We start from the raw sequence: 21245 nt of genomic DNA on the forward strand, positions 1-21245 counted from the left end.
TCCCCTTCCCAGGTCCCCCGCCCTGCCCGGCCCCCTGAACTGCCGGACGATGACGGCCGGTTGTCCATCCTGCCACGCAGCGGGACGAACGCGCGGGCAAGTGCTCCTCCGGAGAGCGTCCGGTGCCGTGCTCCTGGCCTTACCATGGCGCGGTGCTGGTCAAGTGGATTCGCTGCACCGTGGTGGACCGCCGCGGTTTCGAGCGGGGGCAGCGGAAGTGGGCGGGGCTTCCGGGGGAGCCGGGTTTTCGGGGGCAGGGGGGTGGCTGGAGCCGGGGGCGGCCGGACGTGGCGCACGTCTTCGCCTTCTGGGAGAGCCGCGCCTTCTACGACTCCTTCATGGCCCGCTCCCACGACCGGCTGGCCTCGGCGCAGGTGGGCACCTTCAAGGACGCCCAGGTCAGGCTCTTCGACCACCGGTTCGACGTGAAGACCGGTTTCGAGCCGCGCTTCACCGACGCCGACCTGCTCCGGGTGGCGCTGTGCCGGGTCCACGAGGAACGGGCCGAGCACTACGTCCTCATGCAGGAGAAGGTCTGGAACCCGGCGATGGCCGGCTCGCCCGGCATGATCCGCGGCCTGTTCGGCGAGGCCCCGGGCAGCGGGTACAACGAGTACCTCGTGCTGTCCATGTGGCTGTCGGCCGCCGAGCACGGAAAGTACCGCACCGAGCGGGTGGAGCGGCTGGCCCTGCGCGCCCAGACGGAGGCCGACGTCGCGGCGCTGACGGGCGACATCGTGCAACTGGAACCCTCCTGGACCGTTTGAGATCCGGGCCCGCCCCGACTCGCCCAGGTGTGGAGACTGTGTGACCTACGCCGTACGGAGCCCGTACGAGTGCTCGGTTCCGGCCGTCTCGATCTAGGGTTCTGGCATGGCACGACCACGGCGCATCGTTCTTGTCCGGCACGGCGAGTCGATCGGCAACGTCGATGACACCGTGTTCGAGCGCGAACCCGACCACGCGCTCGCCCTCACCGACCGGGGCCGGGCGCAGGCCGAGGAGACCGGCAAGGTGCTGCGCGAGGTGTTCGGACACGAGCGGATCAGCGTGTACGTCTCCCCGTACCGCCGCACCCACGAGACCCTCCGCGCCTTCCGCCTCGACCCGCAGCTCATACGGGTACGTGAGGAGCCCCGGCTGCGCGAGCAGGACTGGGGAAACTGGCAGGACCGCGACGACGTGCGCCTGCAGAAGGCCTACCGGGACGCCTACGGGCACTTCTTCTACCGCTTCGCCCAGGGCGAGTCCGGTGCCGACGTGTACGACCGGGTCGGCGGCTTCCTGGAGAGCCTGTTCCGCAGCTTCGAGGACCCCGACCATCCGCCGAACGTGCTGCTGGTGACGCACGGGCTCGCCATGCGGCTGTTCTGCATGAGGTGGTTCCACTGGACGGTCGCGGAGTTCGAGTCGCTGTCGAACCCCGGGAACGCCGAGATGCGGATGCTCGTTCTCGGTGAGGACGGCAAGTACACCCTTGACCGGCCCTTCGAACGCTGGCGAGATCCGGAACCGTACGGGATCACCGGATAGAGTGGCAGGGCGATGACCGCTCATTCTTCTCCTGAAGGGCGCCTGGACCGGGCCCTGGCCAGCCTGCGCGGACTGTCGGTGGGGGACGCGCTGGGCTCACAGTTCTTCGTCCCCGCGAACTATCCGCTGCTGGGGCGCCGCGAGCTGCCGCCCGGCACCTGGCAGTGGACGGACGACACGGAGATGGCGTGTTCCGTGGTCTCCGTCCTGGCCGCCCACCACCGCATCGACCAGGACGCGCTGGCCCTCTCCTTCGCCCGGCACCACGACTTCGACCGGGGGTACGGTCCCGCGGTCAACCGGCTGCTCCGGCTGGTCCGGGAGGGCGGCGACTGGCGCGAACTCGCCGCGGCGCTGTTCAACGGGCAGGGCTCCTGGGGCAACGGCGCCGCCATGCGCATCGCGCCGCTCGGCGCCTGGTATGCGGACGACCCCGAACAGGCGACCCACCAGGCGGAGATCTCGGCCTACCCGACGCACCAGCACCGTGAGGCGGTGGTCGGCGCGATGGCCGTCGCGGCGGCCGCGGCGCTGGCCGCCGATCCGGCCGGCCCGCCCTCCTCGCACGCGCTCCTCGACGGTGTGATCGCGCTGGTGCCGAAGAGCGCGGTGGGCGCCGGACTGCGGCGCGCCCGGGACATGCTCGACTACGGCGACGCGACCACCGTGGCGGCGGTGCTGGGCAGTGGCCGGCGTACGACCGCGCATGACACGGTCCCCTTCGCCCTCTGGTCCGCGGCCCGCGCCCTCGGCGAGTACGAGACCGCGTTCTGGACGACCGCGCAGGTCGGCGGGGACGTGGACACGACCTGCGCCATCGTGGGCGGAGTGATCGCGGCCGGGAAGGCGGGGGCGCCCCCGGCCGAGTGGGTGGAGCGGGTCGAGGCGCTGCCCGCGTGGATGACGGCCACGGCCTGACCGGCTCTTCACGGAAACTCACCGTGTGCGGCGGGAACTCTGCGTAACCGCGGCCCGTTGTCATGACAAGCGCTGCCCGGGGCATGGCCCCGGGCAGGTCTGGAGGTCATGGGGGTGGGTCGTGGAGGCGCTGTCGGTGTTCGCCCTGCTGTCCTTCGTGCTGTCCGCCGCCCTGCTCGGTGGACCCCGCCCGGCCCGGGGCCCCGCGAGGTCAGCCCATGCCCGGTCCGGCCGTGCCGGACAGGGCCTCCAGGTCGCTCTTGCGTACCCGGATCACCAGCCAGGCCGTGGCCAGGGCGAGCACGGCCATGGCGGCGGCCGGGATGAAGGCGGCCGAGATGCCTTGAGCCAGCACGTCGTGCGACCAGGGCGCGGGCAGCTGCTGGGTCCGGGCGAACTCCGCCTTCTGCTCCGGCGAGCCGTTGGCGATGAAGTCCGGCACCTGCTTCTCCGCCTCGTCCCTGCTGGCCGTGCCGAAGACCGTCGTCAGGATGGCGAGACCAATCGATCCGCCCACCTGCTGCATCGCGTTGAGCAGGCCCGACGCCGCACCCGCCTCGTGCCGGGCGACCCCGGAGACCGCGGTCAGCGTCAGCGTCACGAAGTTGAGCCCCATGCCGAAGCCGAAGATCAGCATCGGCCCCAGGATCCCGCCGACGTACGAGCTGTCGGAGGTGATGAGGGCCTGCCAGCCGAGCCCGAGTGCGGCGAGGGCCGAACCCACGACCATGAATGGCTTGGGGCCGAAGACGGGCAGGAAGCGCTGCGACAGACCCGCGCCGAGCGCGATCACGACCGTGACAGGCAGGAAGGCCAGACCGGCCTCGATGGGCGTGTAGCCGAGCACGTTCTGCACGAACAGCACGATGTAGAAGAACATGCCGAACATCGCCGCGGCCAGGCTCAGCATGATCACGTACGTGCCGGACCGGTTGCGGTCGGCGAACATCTTCAGCGGCGTGATCGGTTCCTTGGCCCGTTGCTCGATGAGGACGAAGGCCAGCAGCAGGACCGCGGCTGCCGCGAAGGAGCCGATGGTCAACTTGTCCCGCCAGCCCTCGTCGGCGGCCCGGATGAAGCCGTAGACGAGAGACGCCATGCCCGCCGTCGAGGTCACCGCCCCGGCGATGTCGAAGCGGCCGGAGTGCCGTTCGGACTCGCTGATGTAGAGCGGCGCCAGCACGGCGATCAGCACCCCGATCGGCACGTTGACGAAGAGCACCCAGCGCCAGTCGAGCCACTCGGTGAGCATGCCGCCCGCCAGCAGGCCGATGGCGCCGCCACCTGCGGAGACGGCGGCGAAGACGCCGAAGGCCCGGTTGCGTTCCGGCCCCTCCGGGAAGGTGGTGGTGATGAGGGCCAGCGACGTGGGCGACGCGATCGCGCCTCCCATGCCCTGCAGTACGCGCGCCGCGAGGAGCTGCCAGGGCTCTTGGGCGAAGCCGCCGAGCAGCGAGGCGAAGGTGAAGAGCAGGATGCCGGTCATGAAGACCCGGCGCCTGCCGAGGATGTCACCGGCTCGGCCGCCGAGCAGGAGCAGACCGCCGAAAGTGAGCGTGTACGCGCTGATGACCCAGGTGAGATCGGTGGTGCTGAAGGCGAGCGCGTTCTGGATGTGCGGGAGCGCGATGTTCACAATCGTCGCGTCGAGTACGACCATGAGTTGGCAGGCCGCGATGACGGTGAGTGCGATGCCGGGATGCCCCTCCCGGCGGGCCGCTCCCGGCTTCTGGTCTTTGATCAGAGAAGAGGTTGGCACTATGTGTCCCCCACGAATGACTTAGTGAAGGCTTGCGTTCACTGGTCGTGTCGTCGCGTGTCCGGTCCCCCGTCGTGGCCGTGCGATGAGTGCTTCGTCACCGAATACCCGTTTTCGCCCGCTTTCTAAGGAAGACCTCGTCGCGGACCTCGCTCTGCGTTCCGTGATTCACGAATGCGACGCCGTGCAGGCCGAGCGCTTCCATGCCGTGATCATCAAGGGGGTGGTCGAGTCGACCCTCGAGATGCTGCGTGGGGTCATCACCCGCGGAATGGAGCGGGGAGAGGTCCGGCGTGACGCGGCCAACGGATACGTCTTCGACGCCATTCCGGCGATGATGATGCATCGCTCGAAGATTTGTGCAAGTGAATGGTGATCGACCAGTTGATGGCCCCGCTGCTGCGGCCCGACGGCCCCTGATCCCGATCGGCGAGGAGACCGGCTCCGTTCGGGCAACCGGGGTGTCGCCCGGGGATCGCGGCGGCGTAGGCTGGGGGCGCCATGCCGTACGAACCACCTACTCACACCGTCGAGCGCTCTCTTCGCGCCACGACCGGAGCGAAGATCATTGCCGGTGTCGACGAGGTGGGGCGCGGCGCGTGGGCCGGTCCGGTCACCGTCTGTGCGGCGATCACCGGACTGCGCCGACCCCCGGTCGGCCTGACCGACTCCAAGCTGCTCACCATCAAGCGACGCACCGAACTCGCCGTGGAGTTGCGGACCTGGGTCACGTCCTACGCCCTGGGGCACGCCTCTCCGGAGGAGATCGACGCGCTGGGCATGACCGCCGCGCTGCGCCTGGCGGCGGTACGTGCCCTGGAGACCCTGCCGGTCCGCCCCGACGCCGTCATCCTCGACGGCAAGCACGACTACCTCGGTGCCCCCTGGCGGGTCCGTACGGTGATCAAGGGCGATCAGTCCTGCGTCGCCGTCGCGGCGGCCTCGGTGCTCGCCAAGGTCCAGCGCGACAAAATGATGGCCGAACTGGGTCTCGACCATGCAGACTTCGGTTTTGCGGACAACGCCGGGTATCCGTCGCCCGTGCACAAGGCCGCACTGGCGGAACGGGGCCCCACCCCGCACCACCGGTTGTCGTGGGCGTATCTTGATGCGCTGCCCCAGTGGCGGCACCTCAAGAAGGTCCGCAGTTGGGTGGACGGAAGCGTTCCGGAAATCGAGGGTCAGCTCGGATTCGATTTCTGACGGTTCCGCTCGCAGGCATGTGCCACCCGCCGACGCGAGCCGCACCAACGTTTGATAGATATCAGCTCATGCCTCTCATTCCCGAGGAGCCTCAGATTCACGAGAAGGCCCAGGGTCCCCGCGCCACTCCGGCCAGTGGCCGCACCGCGCCGACCCCCCGCCCCGTACCCGGCCCCCGTCCCGCGGCTCCGCCGCGCCCCGGCCGTCCCGGCCCGGTGCGGCCGGCACCGCCGGCGCAACGCGCGTCGCGCGACACGGCCGCGGCCACACCCGGACCCTCGGGTCCGGCCGCCCCGGCAGCCACCTCGGCCGCCCCGCAGATCCAGTTGATCCCGGCCACGCCGGACGGTGCGCTCGACGCCGCCGAAGAGGCCGTGGACCTTCTGCTGGACTCGGGCCGAACCCCCGGTGACGTGCTGGTGATCACCACCGGCGAAGCCCACCCGTGGGCGGCCCACGAACTGTCCTTCGGCGATGCCGCCTACTGGGCGCAGCACGACGCGGGCGACGACGTCTTCTACGCCGACGCCGCCGTCGCGGACCGTGCCGCGTCGCGGGCCGTGGTCGTGGTCGCGCTCAACGGCGGCCCCGAGGACGCCGCTGTCACCGCCCTGACCGTGGCCCACTCGCGGGCCGGCGCCCTGCTGATCGTCTGCGGCGACCCGCAGCGGATCAACTCGGTGCTGGGCGCGGGCGTCTGAGTCCGGTCCGCCGAGCGCGGCGGACGCCGGTGTGACCCCGGGGCGCCTGCCCGGAGCCCCGCACGGAGGCGTTCCCGGCATGCCCGGGAACGCCGACGGCATCCGGCGCCATAGCGGATCGGGCCCGCCGGGGAACCGGTGGGCGCGCCGACGGTGAGGACTCGGGTGAGGTGCGACGGTACGGGCGCTGCCGGGCCCGGCGGGCCGGGACGGCGGATCGCACGCCGGTCGGGTCACGGGCGAGTCGGGTCACCGCTCACGTGAAGGACGAGTCGGGTCAGCCGCTCCGGCAGGCCCGCCGTGGCCCCCCGAGCCCGGACGTCCGAGGCTCTCAGCGGGCCGCGGCGCGGCGCAGCACGTCCGACGCGACCCCGCCGGTGCGGGGCGGCGGGGGCGGTGCCTCCGCCGTGGCGAAGGGCTCCGGCGTCGACGCCGCGTTGGGCCGACGCCCGCCGCGGTCCTCGCCGAGGACCTGCCAGCCGTCCCGGGTCAGTGTGATGTACGCGCCGCAGCGCAGCCCGTGCAGTGTGCAGGCGTCCCGCAGCCCCCACATCCACGCGCCGTCCTCCGGCGTCCAACGCGCGTCGCCCTCACGGGCGTAGAGCAGCACGGCGGTGCGTACCGGGGTGCGACGCCGCAGGTCGTGGGGGATGACCCGGCGCAGCTGGGAGAGCAGCGCGTTGCGGAACATCCACCCGTCGGCGGGGGAGCGGCGGCTGGTGAACGAGGCGCTGGCGCGCAGCCGTTCGTCCGGGTCGAGTACGGCCACGACGGCCGTCGCCGGTTCGGGGCGGTGCCGCGAGTGCAGTCCGGTGACGACCTCGCGAGGATTGCGCAGCAGCGGGATCCCGGCGGCGGCCCACTCCGCCGGTTCGAGCATGCGAGTGGCGGAAACGGCGGACGACGAAAGCGAGGCCGCCGAGGACGGAGCGAATCCGAAGGTCACGTTCCTCCCTTCGGCTACGCGCCCACACTGCGGGCAGGGTCGGATTCGGGGAGCGCGCACCGCAACGAAGCCCTGCCGGGTCACGGAAGGGCCGTGCGGGGAGCGGACTTCAATTCTTCCTGTCGAACTGGGATGCGGCAACGAGCAATTGAGTCCGAGGACCCATATCGGCTGATGTGCGTCCTATATCCCTACCCGGAGTGTCACCGGACGACGCATGGGGCACGGCACGCGTCACGGCCGGTTCCGGATTCGCCGTTTGTCAGTGCCATCGGGTTGCATGGGGGGATGGACCACGTGGAACTCCGTACCGAAGCCGACACCGTCCTCGCCGAGCTCGTCGGCGATCCTGCGGGCTCGGCACGGCTGCGGGAGGATCAGTGGCAGGCGGTGGCGGCCCTGGTGGAGGAGCACCGGCGGGCTCTGGTGGTGCAGCGCACCGGCTGGGGCAAGTCGGCCGTGTACTTCGTCGCCACCGCCCTGCTGCGCCGACGTGGCGCGGGGCCCACGGTGATCATCTCCCCGTTGCTGGCGCTGATGCGCAACCAGGTCGAGGCGGCGGCGCGAGCGGGGATCCGGGCGCGCACGATCAACTCGGCGAACCCCGAGGACTGGGAGACGATCCACGGAGAGGTCGAGCGGGGTGAGACCGACGTACTCCTGGTGAGCCCGGAGCGCCTCAATTCCGTGGACTTCCGCGATCAGGTGCTGCCGAGGCTCGCCTCCACCACCGGTCTGCTCGTGGTGGACGAGGCGCACTGCATCTCCGACTGGGGCCACGACTTCCGCCCCGACTACCGCCGGCTGCGCACGATGCTGGCCGAGCTGCCGGCCGGGGTGCCCGTGCTGGCCACCACCGCGACCGCCAACGCTCGGGTCACGGCCGACGTGGCGGAGCAGTTGGGCACGGGGGGCGGGGACGCGCTGGTGCTGCGGGGGCCGCTCGACCGGGAGAGCCTCCGGTTGGGCGTGCTCCAGCTGCCGGACGCGGCGCACCGGCTGGCGTGGCTGGGGGAGCGGCTGGGAGATCTGCCCGGTTCCGGGATCATCTACACGCTGACGGTGGCGGCGGCGGAGGAGGTCGCGGCCTTCCTGCGCCAGCGCGGCTACCCGGTGGCCTCCTACACGGGCAAGACGGAGAACGCCGACCGGTTGCAGGCGGAGGAGGACCTGCTGGCGAACCGGGTGAAGGCGCTCGTGGCGACCTCGGCGCTGGGCATGGGCTTCGACAAGCCCGACCTGGGCTTCGTCGTGCACCTGGGGTCGCCCTCGTCCCCCATCGCGTACTACCAGCAGGTGGGGCGTGCGGGGCGTGGGGTGGACCACGCGGACGTCCTGTTGCTGCCGGGGCGGGAGGACGAGGCGATCTGGGCGTACTTCGCCTCGGTCGGCTTCCCGCCGGAGGAGCAGGTCCGGCGCACGCTGGCCGTGCTGGAGGAGGCGGGGCGGCCGATGTCCCTCCCGGCGCTCGAACCGCTGGTGGACCTCCGCCGTTCGCGGCTGGAGACGATGCTCAAGGTCCTGGACGTGGACGGCGCGGTCAAGCGGGTCAAGGGCGGCTGGACCGCCACGGGACAGGCGTGGGCCTACGACGCGGAGCGGTACGCGTGGGTGGCCCGACAGCGGCAGGCGGAGCAGCAGGCCATGCGGGACTACGTGGCGACCACGGGGTGCCGGATGGAGTTCCTGCAGCGGCAGCTCGACGACGAGAAGGCGGCCCCCTGCGGTCGTTGCGACACCTGCGCCGGTCCCTGGCTCGACCCGGCCGTCTCCTCCGCGGCCCTCGCGGCGGCGACGGGCGAGCTGGACCGCCCGGGCGTGGAGGTCGAGCCGCGCAAGATGTGGCCGACCGGGCTCGCCGCGGTGGGGATGGACCTCAAGGGCCGCATTCCCGCGGGGCAGCAGGCCCTCACCGGGCGGGCGCTGGGGAGGCTGTCGGACATCGGCTGGGGCAACCGTCTGCGGCCGCTCCTGTCGGCGCAGGCGACGGACGCCCCGGTCCCGGACGACGTGCTGCGCGCCGTCGTGACGGTGCTGGCCGACTGGGCCCGTTCACCGGGCGGCTGGGCCACCGGCTCCCCCGACGCGGTGGCGCGGCCCGTGGGCGTCGTCGCCATGCCCTCCCGTACCCGCCCCCAGCTGGTGGCCTCACTGGCCGAGGGAGTGGCGCGGGTCGGCAGGCTCCCGCTGCTGGGCAGCCTCGCCCACACCCCGCACGCCGACGAGTACGCCGCTCACCGCAGCAACTCCGCCCAGCGGCTGCGCGCCCTGGCCGAGTCGTTCACCGTGCCCGGCGACCTCGCCACGGCCCTGGCCGGTACTACCGGCCCGGTCCTGCTCGTCGACGACTACAGCGACACCGGCTGGACCCTGGCCGTGGGCGCACGCCTCCTGCGCCAGGCGGGTGCCGACGAGGTGCTCCCGCTCGTCCTGGCCCTGGCCGGATAGGGGGCCCGGTCCTCGGAGCCGGGCCGGGATCGCCCAAGGTGACGTGTCCCTGCGGACAGTTGTCCACAGGGCAAAGCGGAACTTTCCGATCCGCGAGATCGTCGAGCCATGACGAACCACAGCGAAACGACTGGCTCCTCCGAGAACGGTGACATCTCGCAGGCCCCACAGCCGGGCCGCACGCACCGCGCCCCGCACGAAAGCCCCGGAGACGAACACCAGGTCACCCTGCGCACCCCCGCCGAACTCGCCGACGCCCTGCCGTACCTGCTCGGATACCGCCCCGAGGACAGCATCGTCCTGGCCGCCCTGCGCGACAGGGACGGGCGGGGCCGGTTCGGCGGCCGTGCACGGCTCGGCATCCCGGCGAGCCCGGACGACTGGGCGCCCGCGGCCGGGCAACTGGTCCACGGTCTGGTGACCGGAAGCGAGCGGCGCGGGGCGCGTCCCGAGCAGATGGTCGCCTACCTCTGCCAGGAGCCGGGCCGGGGCGAGACGGGCCGGGACGTGATGGCGCGGCTGCGGCCGCTCGCCCAGCGGCTGCGCGTCGAGTGCGGCGCCCTGGACATTCCCGTGGTCGAGGCACTGTGCATCTCGGACGGGCGTTTCTGGTCCTACTGCTGCGACGAAGAGGCCTGCTGCCCGGCCGAGGGCCTCCCCATGGGGCTGCCGGGTACGTCGGTGCTGGCCGCGGCGGCCACCTACGCCGGTATCCAGGTGCGCGGCTCACTCCGTGAGCTGCGGGCCAGGATGCTGCCCAGGGAGGACGCGGTGGCGGTCGAGCAGGCGGCTGCCCTGGACACGGCCGCCGCGACGCTGGTCCCCCGGATCCTCGACGCCCACGGCCGCGCCGAGGTGGCCGAGGAGACGCTGGAAGCGGCGGAGCGGATCATGCGACGCCTCGCCGAGGCGCCGTCCGTGCCCGGCGTGCCGGCCGAGGACCTGCGTGACGACCGGATGCTGGGGCACGACGAGGCGGCGGCGTTGATCCTGGGGCTTCAGGACCGCACGACACGCGACCGCGCCGCCGCATGGATGGAGGGCGACGCGGCGGCCCCCGCGCTGCGCCTCTGGCGGGCCCTGGCCCGGCGCTGCGTCGGGCCGTACGGCGAACACGCGGCAGCGCCCCTCACCCTCGCGGGCTGGGTCGCCTGGTCCACCGGTGACGAACTGGAGGCACGGGAAGCACTGGCCATGGCCCTCGGCGCGGACCCCGACTACCTCTTCGCCCGGCTCCTGCACCAGGCGTGCAACGAGGGTCTCGACCCCGAGTCGATCCGCCGCTGCCTGCGCGAGGGCGGGGAAGACGGTGGAAGCAGGCGAGCCGCCCCTGCGGACGACGACGCACACGACGGCCCCTCGGGGAAGCGGGAGCCCGCCCGGTCCCCGTCTTCGTCTGCCTCACCGCCCGGTGGTCGGCGGCGCACCCGCACCCTCGCCCCGCCGCCCCGTGCCGTCCGCCGCCGCGCGAGGGGACAGGACCGCGAGCCCGGCACCGGGACCCCGCGTCCCCGCCCTGCCTCGGGGGCCGGGCACCCCGGGACCGCACGGACGGACCGGGCCCGCCCACGGGCCACGGGGGCGCCGGTCACAGGCCGGAAGACGGCCCGCCCGGACGGCGCGGGTACGGCAGGACGCGGGAGCCTGGGGGACAGCGAGTGCACCTGAGAGGGGCGCCCGCGGCCTCGGGGACGCGCGCCGGGGCCAAGGGGCGGTCGGCTCGCCGACGTCGCGGGCCTGACCTGGTGCGACGCGCCCTGGCGGGGTGCGCGGGAGCGGGCGGCGGGACGCACGTCGGAAGGGAGTGGAGCAGTACCCGAGGCGGTGGGCGAAGGGAGTGTTTATCGTCAGGCAGACGACTATGATCGCCGCATGCCCTACGACCCGTCAGCCTTTCCGCCCTTCGCCGTCACTGTGGACCTGGTCGTGCTGACCGTGCGTCGTCACTCCCTGTGCGCGCTGGCGGTGCGCAGGGGGGAGCCTCCGTTCCAGGGCCGGTGGGCCCTGCCCGGCGGGTTCGTACGGGCCGACGAGGACCTGGCGCAGGCGGCGGCGCGGGAACTGGCCGAGGAGACCGGGCTGTGCGTCCACGACCCGGCCGCGCCCACCCAGGACAACGGCGCCCACCTGGAGCAGCTCGCGACCTACGGCGACCCCGAGCGCGACCCCCGCATGCGGGTGGTCAGTGTCGCCCACCTCGCGCTCGCCCCCGACCTGCCCGCACCGCGAGCGGGCGGTGACGCCAGCAACGCCCGCTGGGCACCGGTCGAGGAACTGCTGGCACAGAGCGGCTACGGTCGGACCGGCGAGGCGGTGGCCCCGCTCGCCTTCGACCACGCCCGGATCCTGGCGGACGGGGTGGAGCGAGCCCGCTCCAAGATCGAGTACTCGTCCCTGGCCACCGCCTTCTGCCCGCCCGAATTCACCGTGGGCGAGCTGCGCCGTGTCTACGAGGCGGTGTGGAGCGTGGCGCTCGACCCCCGCAACTTCCACCGCAAGGTGACGGGCACGCCGGGCTTCCTCGTGCCCACCGGAGGGACGACCACCCGCCAGGGCGGCCGTCCCGCCCAGCTCTTCCGCGCGGGCGGCGCGACCCTCCTCAACCCCCCGATGCTCCGTCCCGAGGTGTGACGCCGGGCCCCCGCGATGCCCGAAAAACCGGATATCACACGCTATTCTGCTACAGGTGATCCAGGCCTTCGGACTGACCAGCAACCCCCGCAAGGAGCTTCCGCCCGCCGTCGACGACGTCTCGTTCGAGGCGCGAGCGGGCCGCGTCACCGCACTGCTCGGAGCATCGGGCGCCGGCAAGACGACGGCACTCAGACTCATGCTCGAGCTCCAACAGGGCCGCGGTCTCACCTACTTCAGAGGCCGCCCCCTGCACCGCATCGCCCACCCCGCACGCGAGGTGGGCGTGCTGCTGGGCGACGTTCCGGGCCACCCCGCCCGTACCGTGCGCGGTCATCTGCGCATGCTGTGCGCGGCGGCCGGCGTTCCCGTCGGCCGGGCGGACGAGGTCCTGGAGTCGGTCGATCTCCAGAACCTGCGCGACGAACGCCTCGGCACCCTCTCCCGCGGCATGGACCGACGCCTCGGACTGGCCTGCGCGCTGGTCCCCGACCCGCACACCCTGGTCTTCGACGACCCCGCCGGCGCGCTCTCCGCCCAGGACGCCCGACGGCTGCACGGCGCACTGCGTGCCCATGCCGCCCAGGGCGGCACGGTCCTGTTCAGCACGGCGGACCCCAAGGAGGCCGCGCGCAGTGCCGACCACGTCGTCACGCTGGAACGGGGCAGGGTTGTCGCCGACCAGGACGCGGCGGAGTTCTCCCGTACCCGGCTGCGCCCCCGCGTCGCCGTGCGCAGCCCGCACGCCGCCCGCCTCGCCGCCCTGGTGACGAAGGAGGCGCGCGCGGCACGCCGTTCCGTCGAGGTGGTCCGCGAGGGCGGCAACCGGCTCGCGGTCTACGGCAGTACGTGCGCGGACATCGGCGAGACGGCTTTCCGGCACGGGATCCTCGTACACCAACTGGCCGACGAGATCGGTGACATGGGCCCCGGAGCCGGTGGGATCCCGGCAGTCCGGCGGCAGGAGCAACGGCAGACGGACGCCGAGCGCGCAGAGGACACCGAGTCGCCCAGCACGCCGCGCCCGTCACCCGCCACGGAGGAAGACGGGGCCGCGGACACCACCGGAGGTCCTGACGGCTCCGCACCCGGTGCCGCCCCGCCCCGCACTCCACACCACTCCAGCAGCCTCACCCCCGGCAGAGCGACGGCGGCCCGGGAAACGGCCGCCGCGCTTCCGCCTCCCATCTCCGTTCGCTCCGCCCCCAGCCCCCTCCGTCCGCTGCGCTACGAACTCCGTCGTGCAGCGGGTGTCCGTACCGGGTTCGTCACCGGTGCGGTCGTGCTCCTCGTGTCCGCCGTCACCGCCGTGATCCTGGCCCGTGTCGGACACACCCCGCAGCCCCGGCTCCTGGCCGCGTGGCCGCGGGAGCTCCCGCTGCCACCCGCCGCACTCGGCGCGGGGCTGCTCGGCGCCCTCGCCTTCGGTGACGAGTTCCGCCACCCCGCCCTGGCGGCGGACCGCGGCACCGTCCCCCGCCGTATGGGCCTGCTGACCGCCAAACTCCTCGTCTCCGCGGCGACCGCACTGCTGCTGGCCGCCCTGACGGTGGGGTGCGACGCCGAGCTGCTCCGTCTCTTCTACGGGCCGGAGCTGGCTGAGGTCCCCGCCGACTGGCCCGCACTGAGCGCCGGTTGGCTCGCCCTCGTCGTCGGGTGCGCCTGGTCCGGAGTGCTCGCCGCCGGTGTCTTCCGGTCCACCACCGCGGGGCTGGCGGCCGTGGTCGCCGTCCCGGTCGTCGTCGTACCGCTCGTACAGAAGCTCTGGGCGGGCCCGTCCGTACGGACGGCCGCCGGGTTCCCGATGCGGGTGCGCGAAGTCCTCCTGACCCAGTGGCCGTTCGGCGGTGAGCGGTACGTGGCCGAGATCCTGCGCGTGATCGCCCAACCGGTGGGCGGTGCAATGACGTTGTCGCTGACCGCTCTGCTCTGCGCCTATCTGCTCATGACCCTGCGCAGCAGGGTTTGACGACCCCTGTCCCACCCTTCCGTTCCGACCGTGTGCGCAACTCCCCGGGGAAAGCCCATTTCTTTCCGATAAGGCGTCAATTGCGACGGGGTGAGCGATCACCCTTTCGTGTGCTTTTCACCAAAGACCTCAAGGGAGTTGAGGCGGGCGCCGACAAAGGATGCGTGAGTACCCTTGCGCACACCATGATGACCGCCGCCCGTTCCGCCGACTCCGGCCTCGCGAACCCGGGCGAACTCGACCGCTACCCGTACGCGGAGACGCCCACCGTCGACCGCGTCGGAGCGCCCTCCTGGGAAGGGGTGGAGCCCGAGCTGGGCCGCGTGGGCCGGCGCACCGCGGGCAACCGTGGCCGCGGACTGCACGGGCAACTCGTCCAGCAGCTTGGCCAGATGATCGTTTCGGGCGACCTGGGCGCCGACCGCCCGCTGGTGCCCGAGGAGATCGGACAGCGTTTCGAGGTCTCCCGCACCGTGGTGCGTGAGTCCCTGCGCGTGCTGGAGGCGAAGGGACTGGTCAGTGCCCGCCCCAACGTCGGCACCCGGGTCCGCCCCGTCAGTGACTGGAACCTCCTGGATCCGGACATCATCGAATGGCGTGCCTTCGGCCCGCAGCGCGACGACCAGCGCCGCGAGCTGAGCGAGCTGCGCTGGACGATCGAGCCGCTCGCCGCGCGCCTGGCCGCCGGGCACGGACGCGAGGACATCCAGCAGCGGCTCTCCGACATGGTCGGGATCATGGGCCACGCCATGGGGCAGGGCGACGCGCTCACCTTCTCGCGCGCCGACGCCGAGTTCCACAGTCTGCTCATCCAGATCGCGGGCAACCGGATGCTGGACCACCTCTCCGGGATCGTCTCCGCCGCCCTCCACGTCTCCGGCGGTCCGGTCACGGGCTGTGACCGGCCGAACGACGCGTCGCTCGCGCAGCACGGCAGGATCGTCGACGCCCTCGCCACCGGCGACGGCGCGGCGGCCGAGGCGGCCATGCGTCAACTTCTGACCGTCCACCCCGAGGTGGAGCGCGTGGTGCCCGCCCCCCGCGAGCACTGATCGCTTCCGCCGGAACGGCGCCGTCCGGGCACGCCAAACCCCTCCTGTGGCCGTGGCCGGCCGCCGCCGTCACCGTCGGACCCCGCGGAACCGCACCTGGTTCCGCGGGGTCCGACGGTGTGATGAGAGGCTGAGCCTTCCCGACGTGACCGGGACACACGAGTTGCTGACCTTGTTCGTCTGCATCTGACCGGTTTTGATCGCTTACGGGGTGTGACTCGGGCCACGCGGATTGGGCGTAACGCTCTTGGGAACAACACGATGACCTAAGAGGTGACAGCCGCGGAGGGAATACGGACGCCGTTCACGGCGCTGTGCATCTCCCCGGCCCGCCCGCACCGTCGGCCCATTCCCAAGCCGGTGGTCGGCCCCAGTCCGCCGTGGACGGGGCCGGAAGCCGTTTTTCAACGTTCCGAGAGGTTGTTCGTGTCGGCCAGCACATCCCGTACGCTCCCGCCGGAGATCGCCGAGTCCGTCTCTGTCATGGCGCTCATTGAGCGGGGAAAGGCTGAGGGGCAGATCGCCGGCGATGACGTGCGTCGGGCCTTCGAAGCTGACCAGATTCCGGCCACTCAGTGGAAGAACGTACTGCGCAGCCTCAACCAGATCCTCGAGGAAGAGGGTGTGACGCTGATGGTCAGTGCCGCAGAGCCCAAGCGCACCCGAAAGAGCGTCGCAGCGAAGAGCCCCGCCAAGCGCACCGCCACGAAGGCGGTCGCGGCCAAGACGGTGACCAGCAGGAAGGCGACCGCTCCCGCCGCCCCGGCGGCGCCCGCCGCCGAGCCCGCCGTCGAGGAAGAGGCGCCCGCCAAGAAGGCGGCGGCCAAGAAGACCACCGCCAAGAAGGCGACGGCGAAGAAGACGACCGCCAAGAAGACCGCGGCCAAGAAGACCACCGCCAAGAAGGAAGACGGCGAGCTTCTCGAGGACGAGGCGACCGAGGAGCCGAAGGCCGCGACGGAGGAGCCCGAGGGCACCGAGAACGCGGGCTTCGTGCTGTCCGACGAGGACGAGGACGACGCTCCGGCCCAGCAGGTCGCCGCGGCCGGCGCCACCGCCGACCCGGTCAAGGACTACCTCAAGCAGATCGGCAAGGTCCCCCTGCTCAACGCCGAGCAGGAGGTCGAACTCGCCAAGCGCATCGAGGCCGGTCTGTTCGCCGAGGACAAGCTGGCGAACTCCGACAAGCTCGCGCCCAAGCTCAAGCGCGAGCTGGAGATCATCGCCGAGGACGGCCGCCGCGCCAAGAACCACCTGCTGGAGGCCAACCTCCGCCTGGTGGTCTCGCTGGCCAAGCGCTACACCGGCCGCGGCATGCTCTTCCTGGACCTCATCCAGGAGGGCAACCTCGGTCTGATCCGCGCCGTCGAGAAGTTCGACTACACCAAGGGCTACAAGTTCTCCACGTATGCCACCTGGTGGATCCGGCAGGCGATCACCCGCGCGATGGCCGACCAGGCCCGCACCATCCGTATCCCGGTGCACATGGTCGAGGTCATCAACAAGCTCGCGCGCGTGCAGCGCCAGATGCTCCAGGACCTGGGCCGCGAGCCCACCCCGGAGGAGCTGGCCAAGGAACTCGACATGACCCCGGAGAAGGTCATCGAGGTCCAGAAGTACGGCCGCGAGCCCATCTCGCTGCACACCCCGCTGGGCGAGGACGGCGACAGCGAGTTCGGTGACCTCATCGAGGACTCCGAGGCGGTCGTCCCGGCCGACGCGGTCAGCTTCACCCTGCTGCAGGAACAGCTGCACTCCGTGCTCGACACCCTCTCCGAGCGTGAGGCGGGCGTCGTCTCCATGCGCTTCGGTCTCACCGACGGTCAGCCGAAGACCCTCGACGAGATCGGCAAGGTGTACGGCGTCACGCGTGAGCGCATCCGCCAGATCGAGTCGAAGACCATGTCGAAGCTGCGGCACCCGTCGCGCTCCCAGGTGCTGCGCGACTACCTCGACTAGGTCGTGCCAGGCCGTACGAGCGGCCGGTGCGAGAAGACGGTACGAGTGACGAAGGCCCGGTCCCGCCCAGTGCGGAACCGGGCCTTCGTGCTGGGCAGCGGGTGCGCGACCCGACGCGCTGGATCACTCTGGGTGTCCCATGACCACCTAGGAGTGAGGAGCCCGCATGCGTCGTCTCTTTGCCCGGACACTGGCCCGGCCGCTGGTGCTGGCGGCCGCCGCGACCGCGATACCGCTGGGGTCCGCCGCCCCCGCGGCCGCCGACAGCATCGTCGTCGGAGGATTCCCGGTCGAAGTGTCCGACAGCCCGTGGACCGTCGCCCTGTCCAGTCGTGACCGGTTCGGGGGTACGCGGGCGGGACAGTTCTGCGGGGGAGTGGCCGTCGGCAGAACCACCGTGCTCACGGCCGCGCACTGCCTCGGGGAGGAGGTGCTCGGGTCGCCGCCGGAGCAGGTGGACGACCTGAGGGTCATCGCCGGCCGGACCGACCTGCTGTCGGACCAGGGGCAGGAGATCCGCGTCCGCTCCGTGTGGGTGAATCCGGAGCACGACGACGGCAGCAACGCCGGCGACTTCGCGGTACTCACTCTCTCCGAAGCCCTCCCCGCCGGTTCGGTCATAGGGATGGCGGCGGAAGGCGACCCCGCGTACACGCCGGACACGGGGGCCCTCGTCTACGGCTGGGGGGACACCTCCGGCGCCGGTGACTACGCGAACGGTCTGCACGCGGCCCGTGTGCGCGTGCTTCCCGACGCGTCCTGCGAGCGGGCGTATCCGGGGAGCGACGACGGGCGGTACCTCCCGAGCACCATGCTCTGCGCGGGGGAGGAGGCCGGTGGCCGCGACGCCTGTCAGGGGGACAGCGGCGGGCCGCTGGTCGGCCGGGGGAGACTCATCGGTCTGGTGTCCTGGGGGAGCGGCTGCGGGCGCCCGGGCAGTCCCGGCGTGTACACGAGGGTCTCCTCGATACTGCGGACGCTGGGCTGGGACGGCACGGCCGTGCGGCAGCGCGGGGGCGTCTGACGGCCGCTGAGAGCCTTTCGGGCACGAGCACGGGCGGCCGCCTCCGGGATCCGGAGGCGGCCGCCCGTTCATCGGCCTGTGCCGATTCGGCTCGTCGTCGGGCGCGTTGAGTCAGCGCTCTTCCTCGGTGGAAGATGCCGGAACGGCCGTCAGCCGCTCCGTCTCGTCCTGTATCTCAGCGGCGATCTTCTTGAGTTCCGGCTCGAACTTGCGACCATGGTGGGCGCAGAAGAGCAGTTCTCCGCCGCTCAGCAGGACGACGCGCAGATATGCCTGGGCGCCGCAGCGGTCGCAGCGATCGGCGGCCGTCAGCGGGCTTGCGGAAGTCAGAACAGTAGTCACGTCGCCTCTTCTCTAGCTCGACGAGCTGTCGTACCAGGGTCAACATCCAACCAGCCCCAAAACGTTCCCGCTCGTGGCTTTTCCTCGAAAAAAATTTCCGAGGGGCCGGTTGTTGCCGATTGGCGGCGAATGTGCCGTATTGCGTGTCTCTGTGTCGTACGGGTTCGCGCAGTCGGTCAGGGTCGGTCCCGCCGGCTGGGTTGCCGGTTTGTTCATGAGGACGTGCCCGGAGCCTAAATGGTTCATGCCTCGAAGGGAACGTGATGTGTACTTCACCCCATCGAGGGATCGAACAGACATGCGACGCTGGACTAGGGTGAGTGCGTGACGAGGGTGGCGTTACAACGGCTCTACCAGGCCTCGGTACCCTCTGACCGGTGAACCGAGCCACGCCCTTACCCAGCGGGGCCCCATCTGAAATTCAGCGAGGAGCGAACCGCGTGACCGCCGAGACTTCTGTGCCGTCCACTGCGCTGCTGGCAGGAGCAGACCGGGACGGGTCCAACTACACCGCGCGGCACCTGCTCGTCCTCGAGGGGCTCGAGGCCGTGCGCAAGCGTCCGGGCATGTACATCGGATCCACCGACAGCCGCGGTCTGATGCACTGCCTGTGGGAGATCATCGACAACTCCGTCGACGAGGCCCTGGGTGGTTACTGCGACCACATCGAGGTGATCCTCCACGACGACGCCTCGGTGGAGGTCCGGGACAACGGCCGGGGCATCCCGGTCGACGTCGAGCCCAAGACCGGCCTGTCCGGCGTCGAGGTCGTCATGACCAAGCTGCACGCCGGAGGCAAGTTCGGCGGTGGCGCCTACGCCGCGTCCGGTGGTCTGCACGGTGTCGGCGCCTCCGTGGTGAACGCCCTGTCCGCCCGCCTGGACATCGAGGTCGACCTCGGTGGGCACACCCACGCCATCAGTTTCCGCCGCGGGGTGCCGGGCGCGTTCGCGGGAGCGGGCCCGGACGCCAAGTTCGACGCCGGGAGCGGGCTGCGCAAGGCCAAGAAGATCCCCAAGAGCCGCCGCGGCACACGCGTGCGGTACTGGGCGGACCGGCAGATCTTCCTCAAGGACGCCAAGCTCTCCCTGGACACGCTGCACCAGCGGGCCCGCCAGACCGCTTTCCTGGTGCCCGGGCTGACCATCGTCGTGCGGGACGAGTTCGGTCTCGGCGACGGCGGCAGCAAGGGTGAGGAGTCGTTCCGCTTCGACGGCGGCATCAGCGAGTTCTGTGAGTACCTGGCCAGTGACCGGCCCGTCTGCGACACCCTCCGCTTCAGCGGGCAGGGCAGCTTCAAGGAGACGGTCCCGGTGCTGGACGAGGAAGGGCAGATGACGCCGACGGAGGTCACGCGTGACCTCGGTGTCGACGTCGCGATGCGCTGGGGCACCGGTTACGACACCACGATCAGGTCGTTCGTCAACATCATCGCCACGCCCAAGGGCGGCACCCACGTCGCCGGCTTCGAGCAGGCGGTGGCGAAGACGATGAACGAGGTGCTGCGCACCAAGAAGATGCTGCGCGTCGCCGAGGACGACATCGTCAAGGACGACGCCCTGGAGGGCCTGACGGCCGTCGTCACCGTCCGGCTCGCCGAGCCGCAGTTCGAGGGCCAGACCAAGGAGGTCCTCGGCACCTCGGCGGCCCGCCGGATCGTGAACAACGTGATCACCAAGGAACTGAAGGCGTTCCTGACCTCGACCAAGCGCGACGCGGCCCAGCAGGCGCGCGTGGTCATGGAGAAGGCCGTCGCCGCGGCCCGTACCCGTATCGCCGCGCGCCAGCACAAGGACGCCCAGCGCCGCAAGACGGCCCTGGAGTCGTCGTCCCTGCCCGCGAAGCTCGCGGACTGCCGCAGCGACGACGTCGACCGCAGCGAGCTGTTCATCGTCGAGGGCGACTCCGCGCTGGGCACGGCCAAGCTCGCCCGCAACTCCGAGTTCCAGGCGCTGCTGCCGATCCGCGGCAAGATCCTCAACGTCCAGAAGTCGTCCGTCACGGACATGCTGAAGAACGCCGAGTGCGGGGCGATCATCCAGGTCATAGGGGCGGGCTCGGGCCGTACGTTCGACATCGACGCCGCCCGCTACGGCAAGATCATCATGATGACCGACGCCGATGTGGACGGCTCCCACATCCGCACCCTGCTGCTGACCCTCTTCCACCGCTACATGCGGCCCATGGTCGAGGCCGGCCGGGTGTTCGCCGCGGTGCCGCCGCTGCACCGCATCGAGCTGGTCCAGCCGAAGAAGGGCCAGGACAAGTACGTCTACACGTACTCGGACCGAGAGCTGCGCGACAGGCTCATGGAGTTCCAGAGCAAGAACATCCGGTACAAGGACTCCATCCAGCGCTACAAGGGCCTCGGTGAGATGGACGCCGACCAGCTGGCGGAGACCACCATGGACCCGCGCCGCCGCACCCTGCGCCGGATCAACCTGACCGACCTGGACTCCGCCGAGCAGGTCTTCGACCTGCTGATGGGCAACGACGTCGCACCCCGCAAGGAGTTCATCTCCAGCTCGGCGGCGACGCTGGACCGGTCGCGCATCGACGCGTGAGGCAGCTCAGCCGTCGGACCGGGCCCGGGAGCGAGAACCGGGCCCGGTCCGGCGTATGCGCGGGCCGGGCGCGGCTCCACGCACCAGGACGGGCATCAAGGACCGTGCTCGGGCGGTGCGTTACGCCTATGTGAAGGGGCTGGTGCGGTCACCAGGGGGATGAATCACCTGATGGGGTGAAGTGCCGGGGGAAGAA

The 21245-nt window shown here is 71.3% G+C and carries 16 protein-coding genes and 1 pseudogene; 14 read left to right on the top strand and 3 right to left on the bottom strand.

Annotated features, from left to right (window positions below; translation table 11 throughout):
- Window positions 1–152: 152 nt before the first annotated feature.
- From ACGH52_RS28630 to ACGH52_RS28640, 3 genes are all read left to right on the top strand, one after another.
- Window positions 153–767 (top strand): YdbC family protein, encoded by a 615-nt coding sequence (locus tag ACGH52_RS28630; protein ID WP_076976661.1) that lies wholly within the window; start codon window positions 153–155, stop codon window positions 765–767.
- A 106-nt stretch (window positions 768–873) separates the two neighbouring features.
- Window positions 874–1533 carry a histidine phosphatase family protein gene (locus ACGH52_RS28635; RefSeq protein ID WP_121700725.1) on the top strand — a complete coding sequence of 220 codons (660 nt, stop codon included), beginning with the start codon at window positions 874–876 and terminating at the stop codon, window positions 1531–1533.
- A 12-nt stretch (window positions 1534–1545) separates the two neighbouring features.
- Window positions 1546–2451, top strand: a complete 906-nt coding sequence (locus ACGH52_RS28640) for an ADP-ribosylglycohydrolase family protein (protein ID WP_399943442.1) — start codon at window positions 1546–1548, stop codon at window positions 2449–2451.
- A 211-nt stretch (window positions 2452–2662) separates the two neighbouring features.
- Here ACGH52_RS28640 and ACGH52_RS28645 read toward each other — a convergent pair whose 3' ends face one another.
- On the bottom strand, window positions 2663–4210 hold the full coding sequence (locus ACGH52_RS28645; protein ID WP_399943445.1) for an MFS transporter: 1548 nt from the start codon (window positions 4208–4210) through the stop codon (window positions 2663–2665).
- 151 nt (window positions 4211–4361) lie between these two features.
- On the opposite strand from ACGH52_RS28645, the pseudogene ACGH52_RS28650 reads away from it, so the two are divergent.
- The 3 genes and pseudogenes from ACGH52_RS28650 to ACGH52_RS28660 all read left to right on the top strand — a co-directional run.
- Window positions 4362–4630, top strand: a pseudogene (locus ACGH52_RS28650) (TetR-like C-terminal domain-containing protein); the annotation flags it as partial.
- 81 nt (window positions 4631–4711) lie between these two features.
- Window positions 4712–5413: a ribonuclease HII gene (locus tag ACGH52_RS28655; protein WP_059297943.1), complete on the top strand. Its 702-nt coding sequence runs from the start codon at window positions 4712–4714 to the stop codon at window positions 5411–5413.
- 68 nt (window positions 5414–5481) lie between these two features.
- The gene (locus ACGH52_RS28660) at window positions 5482–6114 is read left to right on the top strand and encodes a hypothetical protein (protein WP_063124338.1); all 633 of its coding nucleotides are present in this window, start codon (window positions 5482–5484) and stop codon (window positions 6112–6114) included.
- 331 nt (window positions 6115–6445) lie between these two features.
- Here ACGH52_RS28660 and ACGH52_RS28665 read toward each other — a convergent pair whose 3' ends face one another.
- A complete protein-coding gene (locus ACGH52_RS28665) occupies window positions 6446–7060 on the bottom strand; it encodes a hypothetical protein (protein ID WP_076976666.1) in 615 nt (204 codons plus the stop codon).
- 288 nt (window positions 7061–7348) lie between these two features.
- Here ACGH52_RS28665 and ACGH52_RS28670 point away from each other — a divergent pair, with 288 nt between their 5' ends.
- From ACGH52_RS28670 to ACGH52_RS28700, 7 genes are all read left to right on the top strand, one after another.
- Window positions 7349–9508, top strand: coding sequence for a DEAD/DEAH box helicase (locus tag ACGH52_RS28670; protein WP_399943450.1), 2160 nt, complete (start codon window positions 7349–7351; stop codon window positions 9506–9508).
- A gap of 108 nt (window positions 9509–9616) precedes the next feature.
- Complete coding sequence (locus tag ACGH52_RS28675; RefSeq protein ID WP_399943453.1) at window positions 9617–11176, top strand: DUF4192 domain-containing protein; 1560 nt, start codon at window positions 9617–9619, stop codon at window positions 11174–11176.
- A gap of 204 nt (window positions 11177–11380) precedes the next feature.
- The gene (locus ACGH52_RS28680; protein WP_059297952.1) at window positions 11381–12139 is read left to right on the top strand and encodes an NUDIX domain-containing protein; all 759 of its coding nucleotides are present in this window, start codon (window positions 11381–11383) and stop codon (window positions 12137–12139) included.
- A gap of 55 nt (window positions 12140–12194) precedes the next feature.
- Window positions 12195–14108 carry an ATP-binding cassette domain-containing protein gene (locus ACGH52_RS28685; protein ID WP_399943456.1) on the top strand — a complete coding sequence of 638 codons (1914 nt, stop codon included), beginning with the start codon at window positions 12195–12197 and terminating at the stop codon, window positions 14106–14108.
- A 164-nt stretch (window positions 14109–14272) separates the two neighbouring features.
- Window positions 14273–15160 carry a sporulation transcriptional regulator WhiH gene (whiH, locus tag ACGH52_RS28690; RefSeq protein ID WP_059297956.1) on the top strand — a complete coding sequence of 296 codons (888 nt, stop codon included), beginning with the start codon at window positions 14273–14275 and terminating at the stop codon, window positions 15158–15160.
- 426 nt (window positions 15161–15586) lie between these two features.
- Window positions 15587–17119: an RNA polymerase sigma factor gene (locus tag ACGH52_RS28695; protein WP_076976682.1), complete on the top strand. Its 1533-nt coding sequence runs from the start codon at window positions 15587–15589 to the stop codon at window positions 17117–17119.
- Between the two features lie 166 nt (window positions 17120–17285).
- Window positions 17286–18143 (top strand): trypsin-like serine protease, encoded by an 858-nt coding sequence (locus tag ACGH52_RS28700; protein ID WP_121702512.1) that lies wholly within the window; start codon window positions 17286–17288, stop codon window positions 18141–18143.
- Between the two features lie 111 nt (window positions 18144–18254).
- Here ACGH52_RS28700 and ACGH52_RS28705 read toward each other — a convergent pair whose 3' ends face one another.
- On the bottom strand, window positions 18255–18485 hold the full coding sequence (locus tag ACGH52_RS28705; protein WP_059297960.1) for a hypothetical protein: 231 nt from the start codon (window positions 18483–18485) through the stop codon (window positions 18255–18257).
- A gap of 440 nt (window positions 18486–18925) precedes the next feature.
- Here ACGH52_RS28705 and ACGH52_RS28710 point away from each other — a divergent pair, with 440 nt between their 5' ends.
- Entirely contained in the window at window positions 18926–21049 is a 2124-nt protein-coding gene (locus ACGH52_RS28710) for a type IIA DNA topoisomerase subunit B (RefSeq protein ID WP_121702511.1), read from the top strand.
- Window positions 21050–21245: the final 196 nt, after the last annotated feature.

Origin of the sequence: Streptomyces sp. BBFR25 (assembly GCF_044590125.1) — a bacterium.
In the GTDB taxonomy this organism is placed as follows: Bacteria; Actinomycetota; Actinomycetes; order Streptomycetales; family Streptomycetaceae; genus Streptomyces; species Streptomyces canus_D.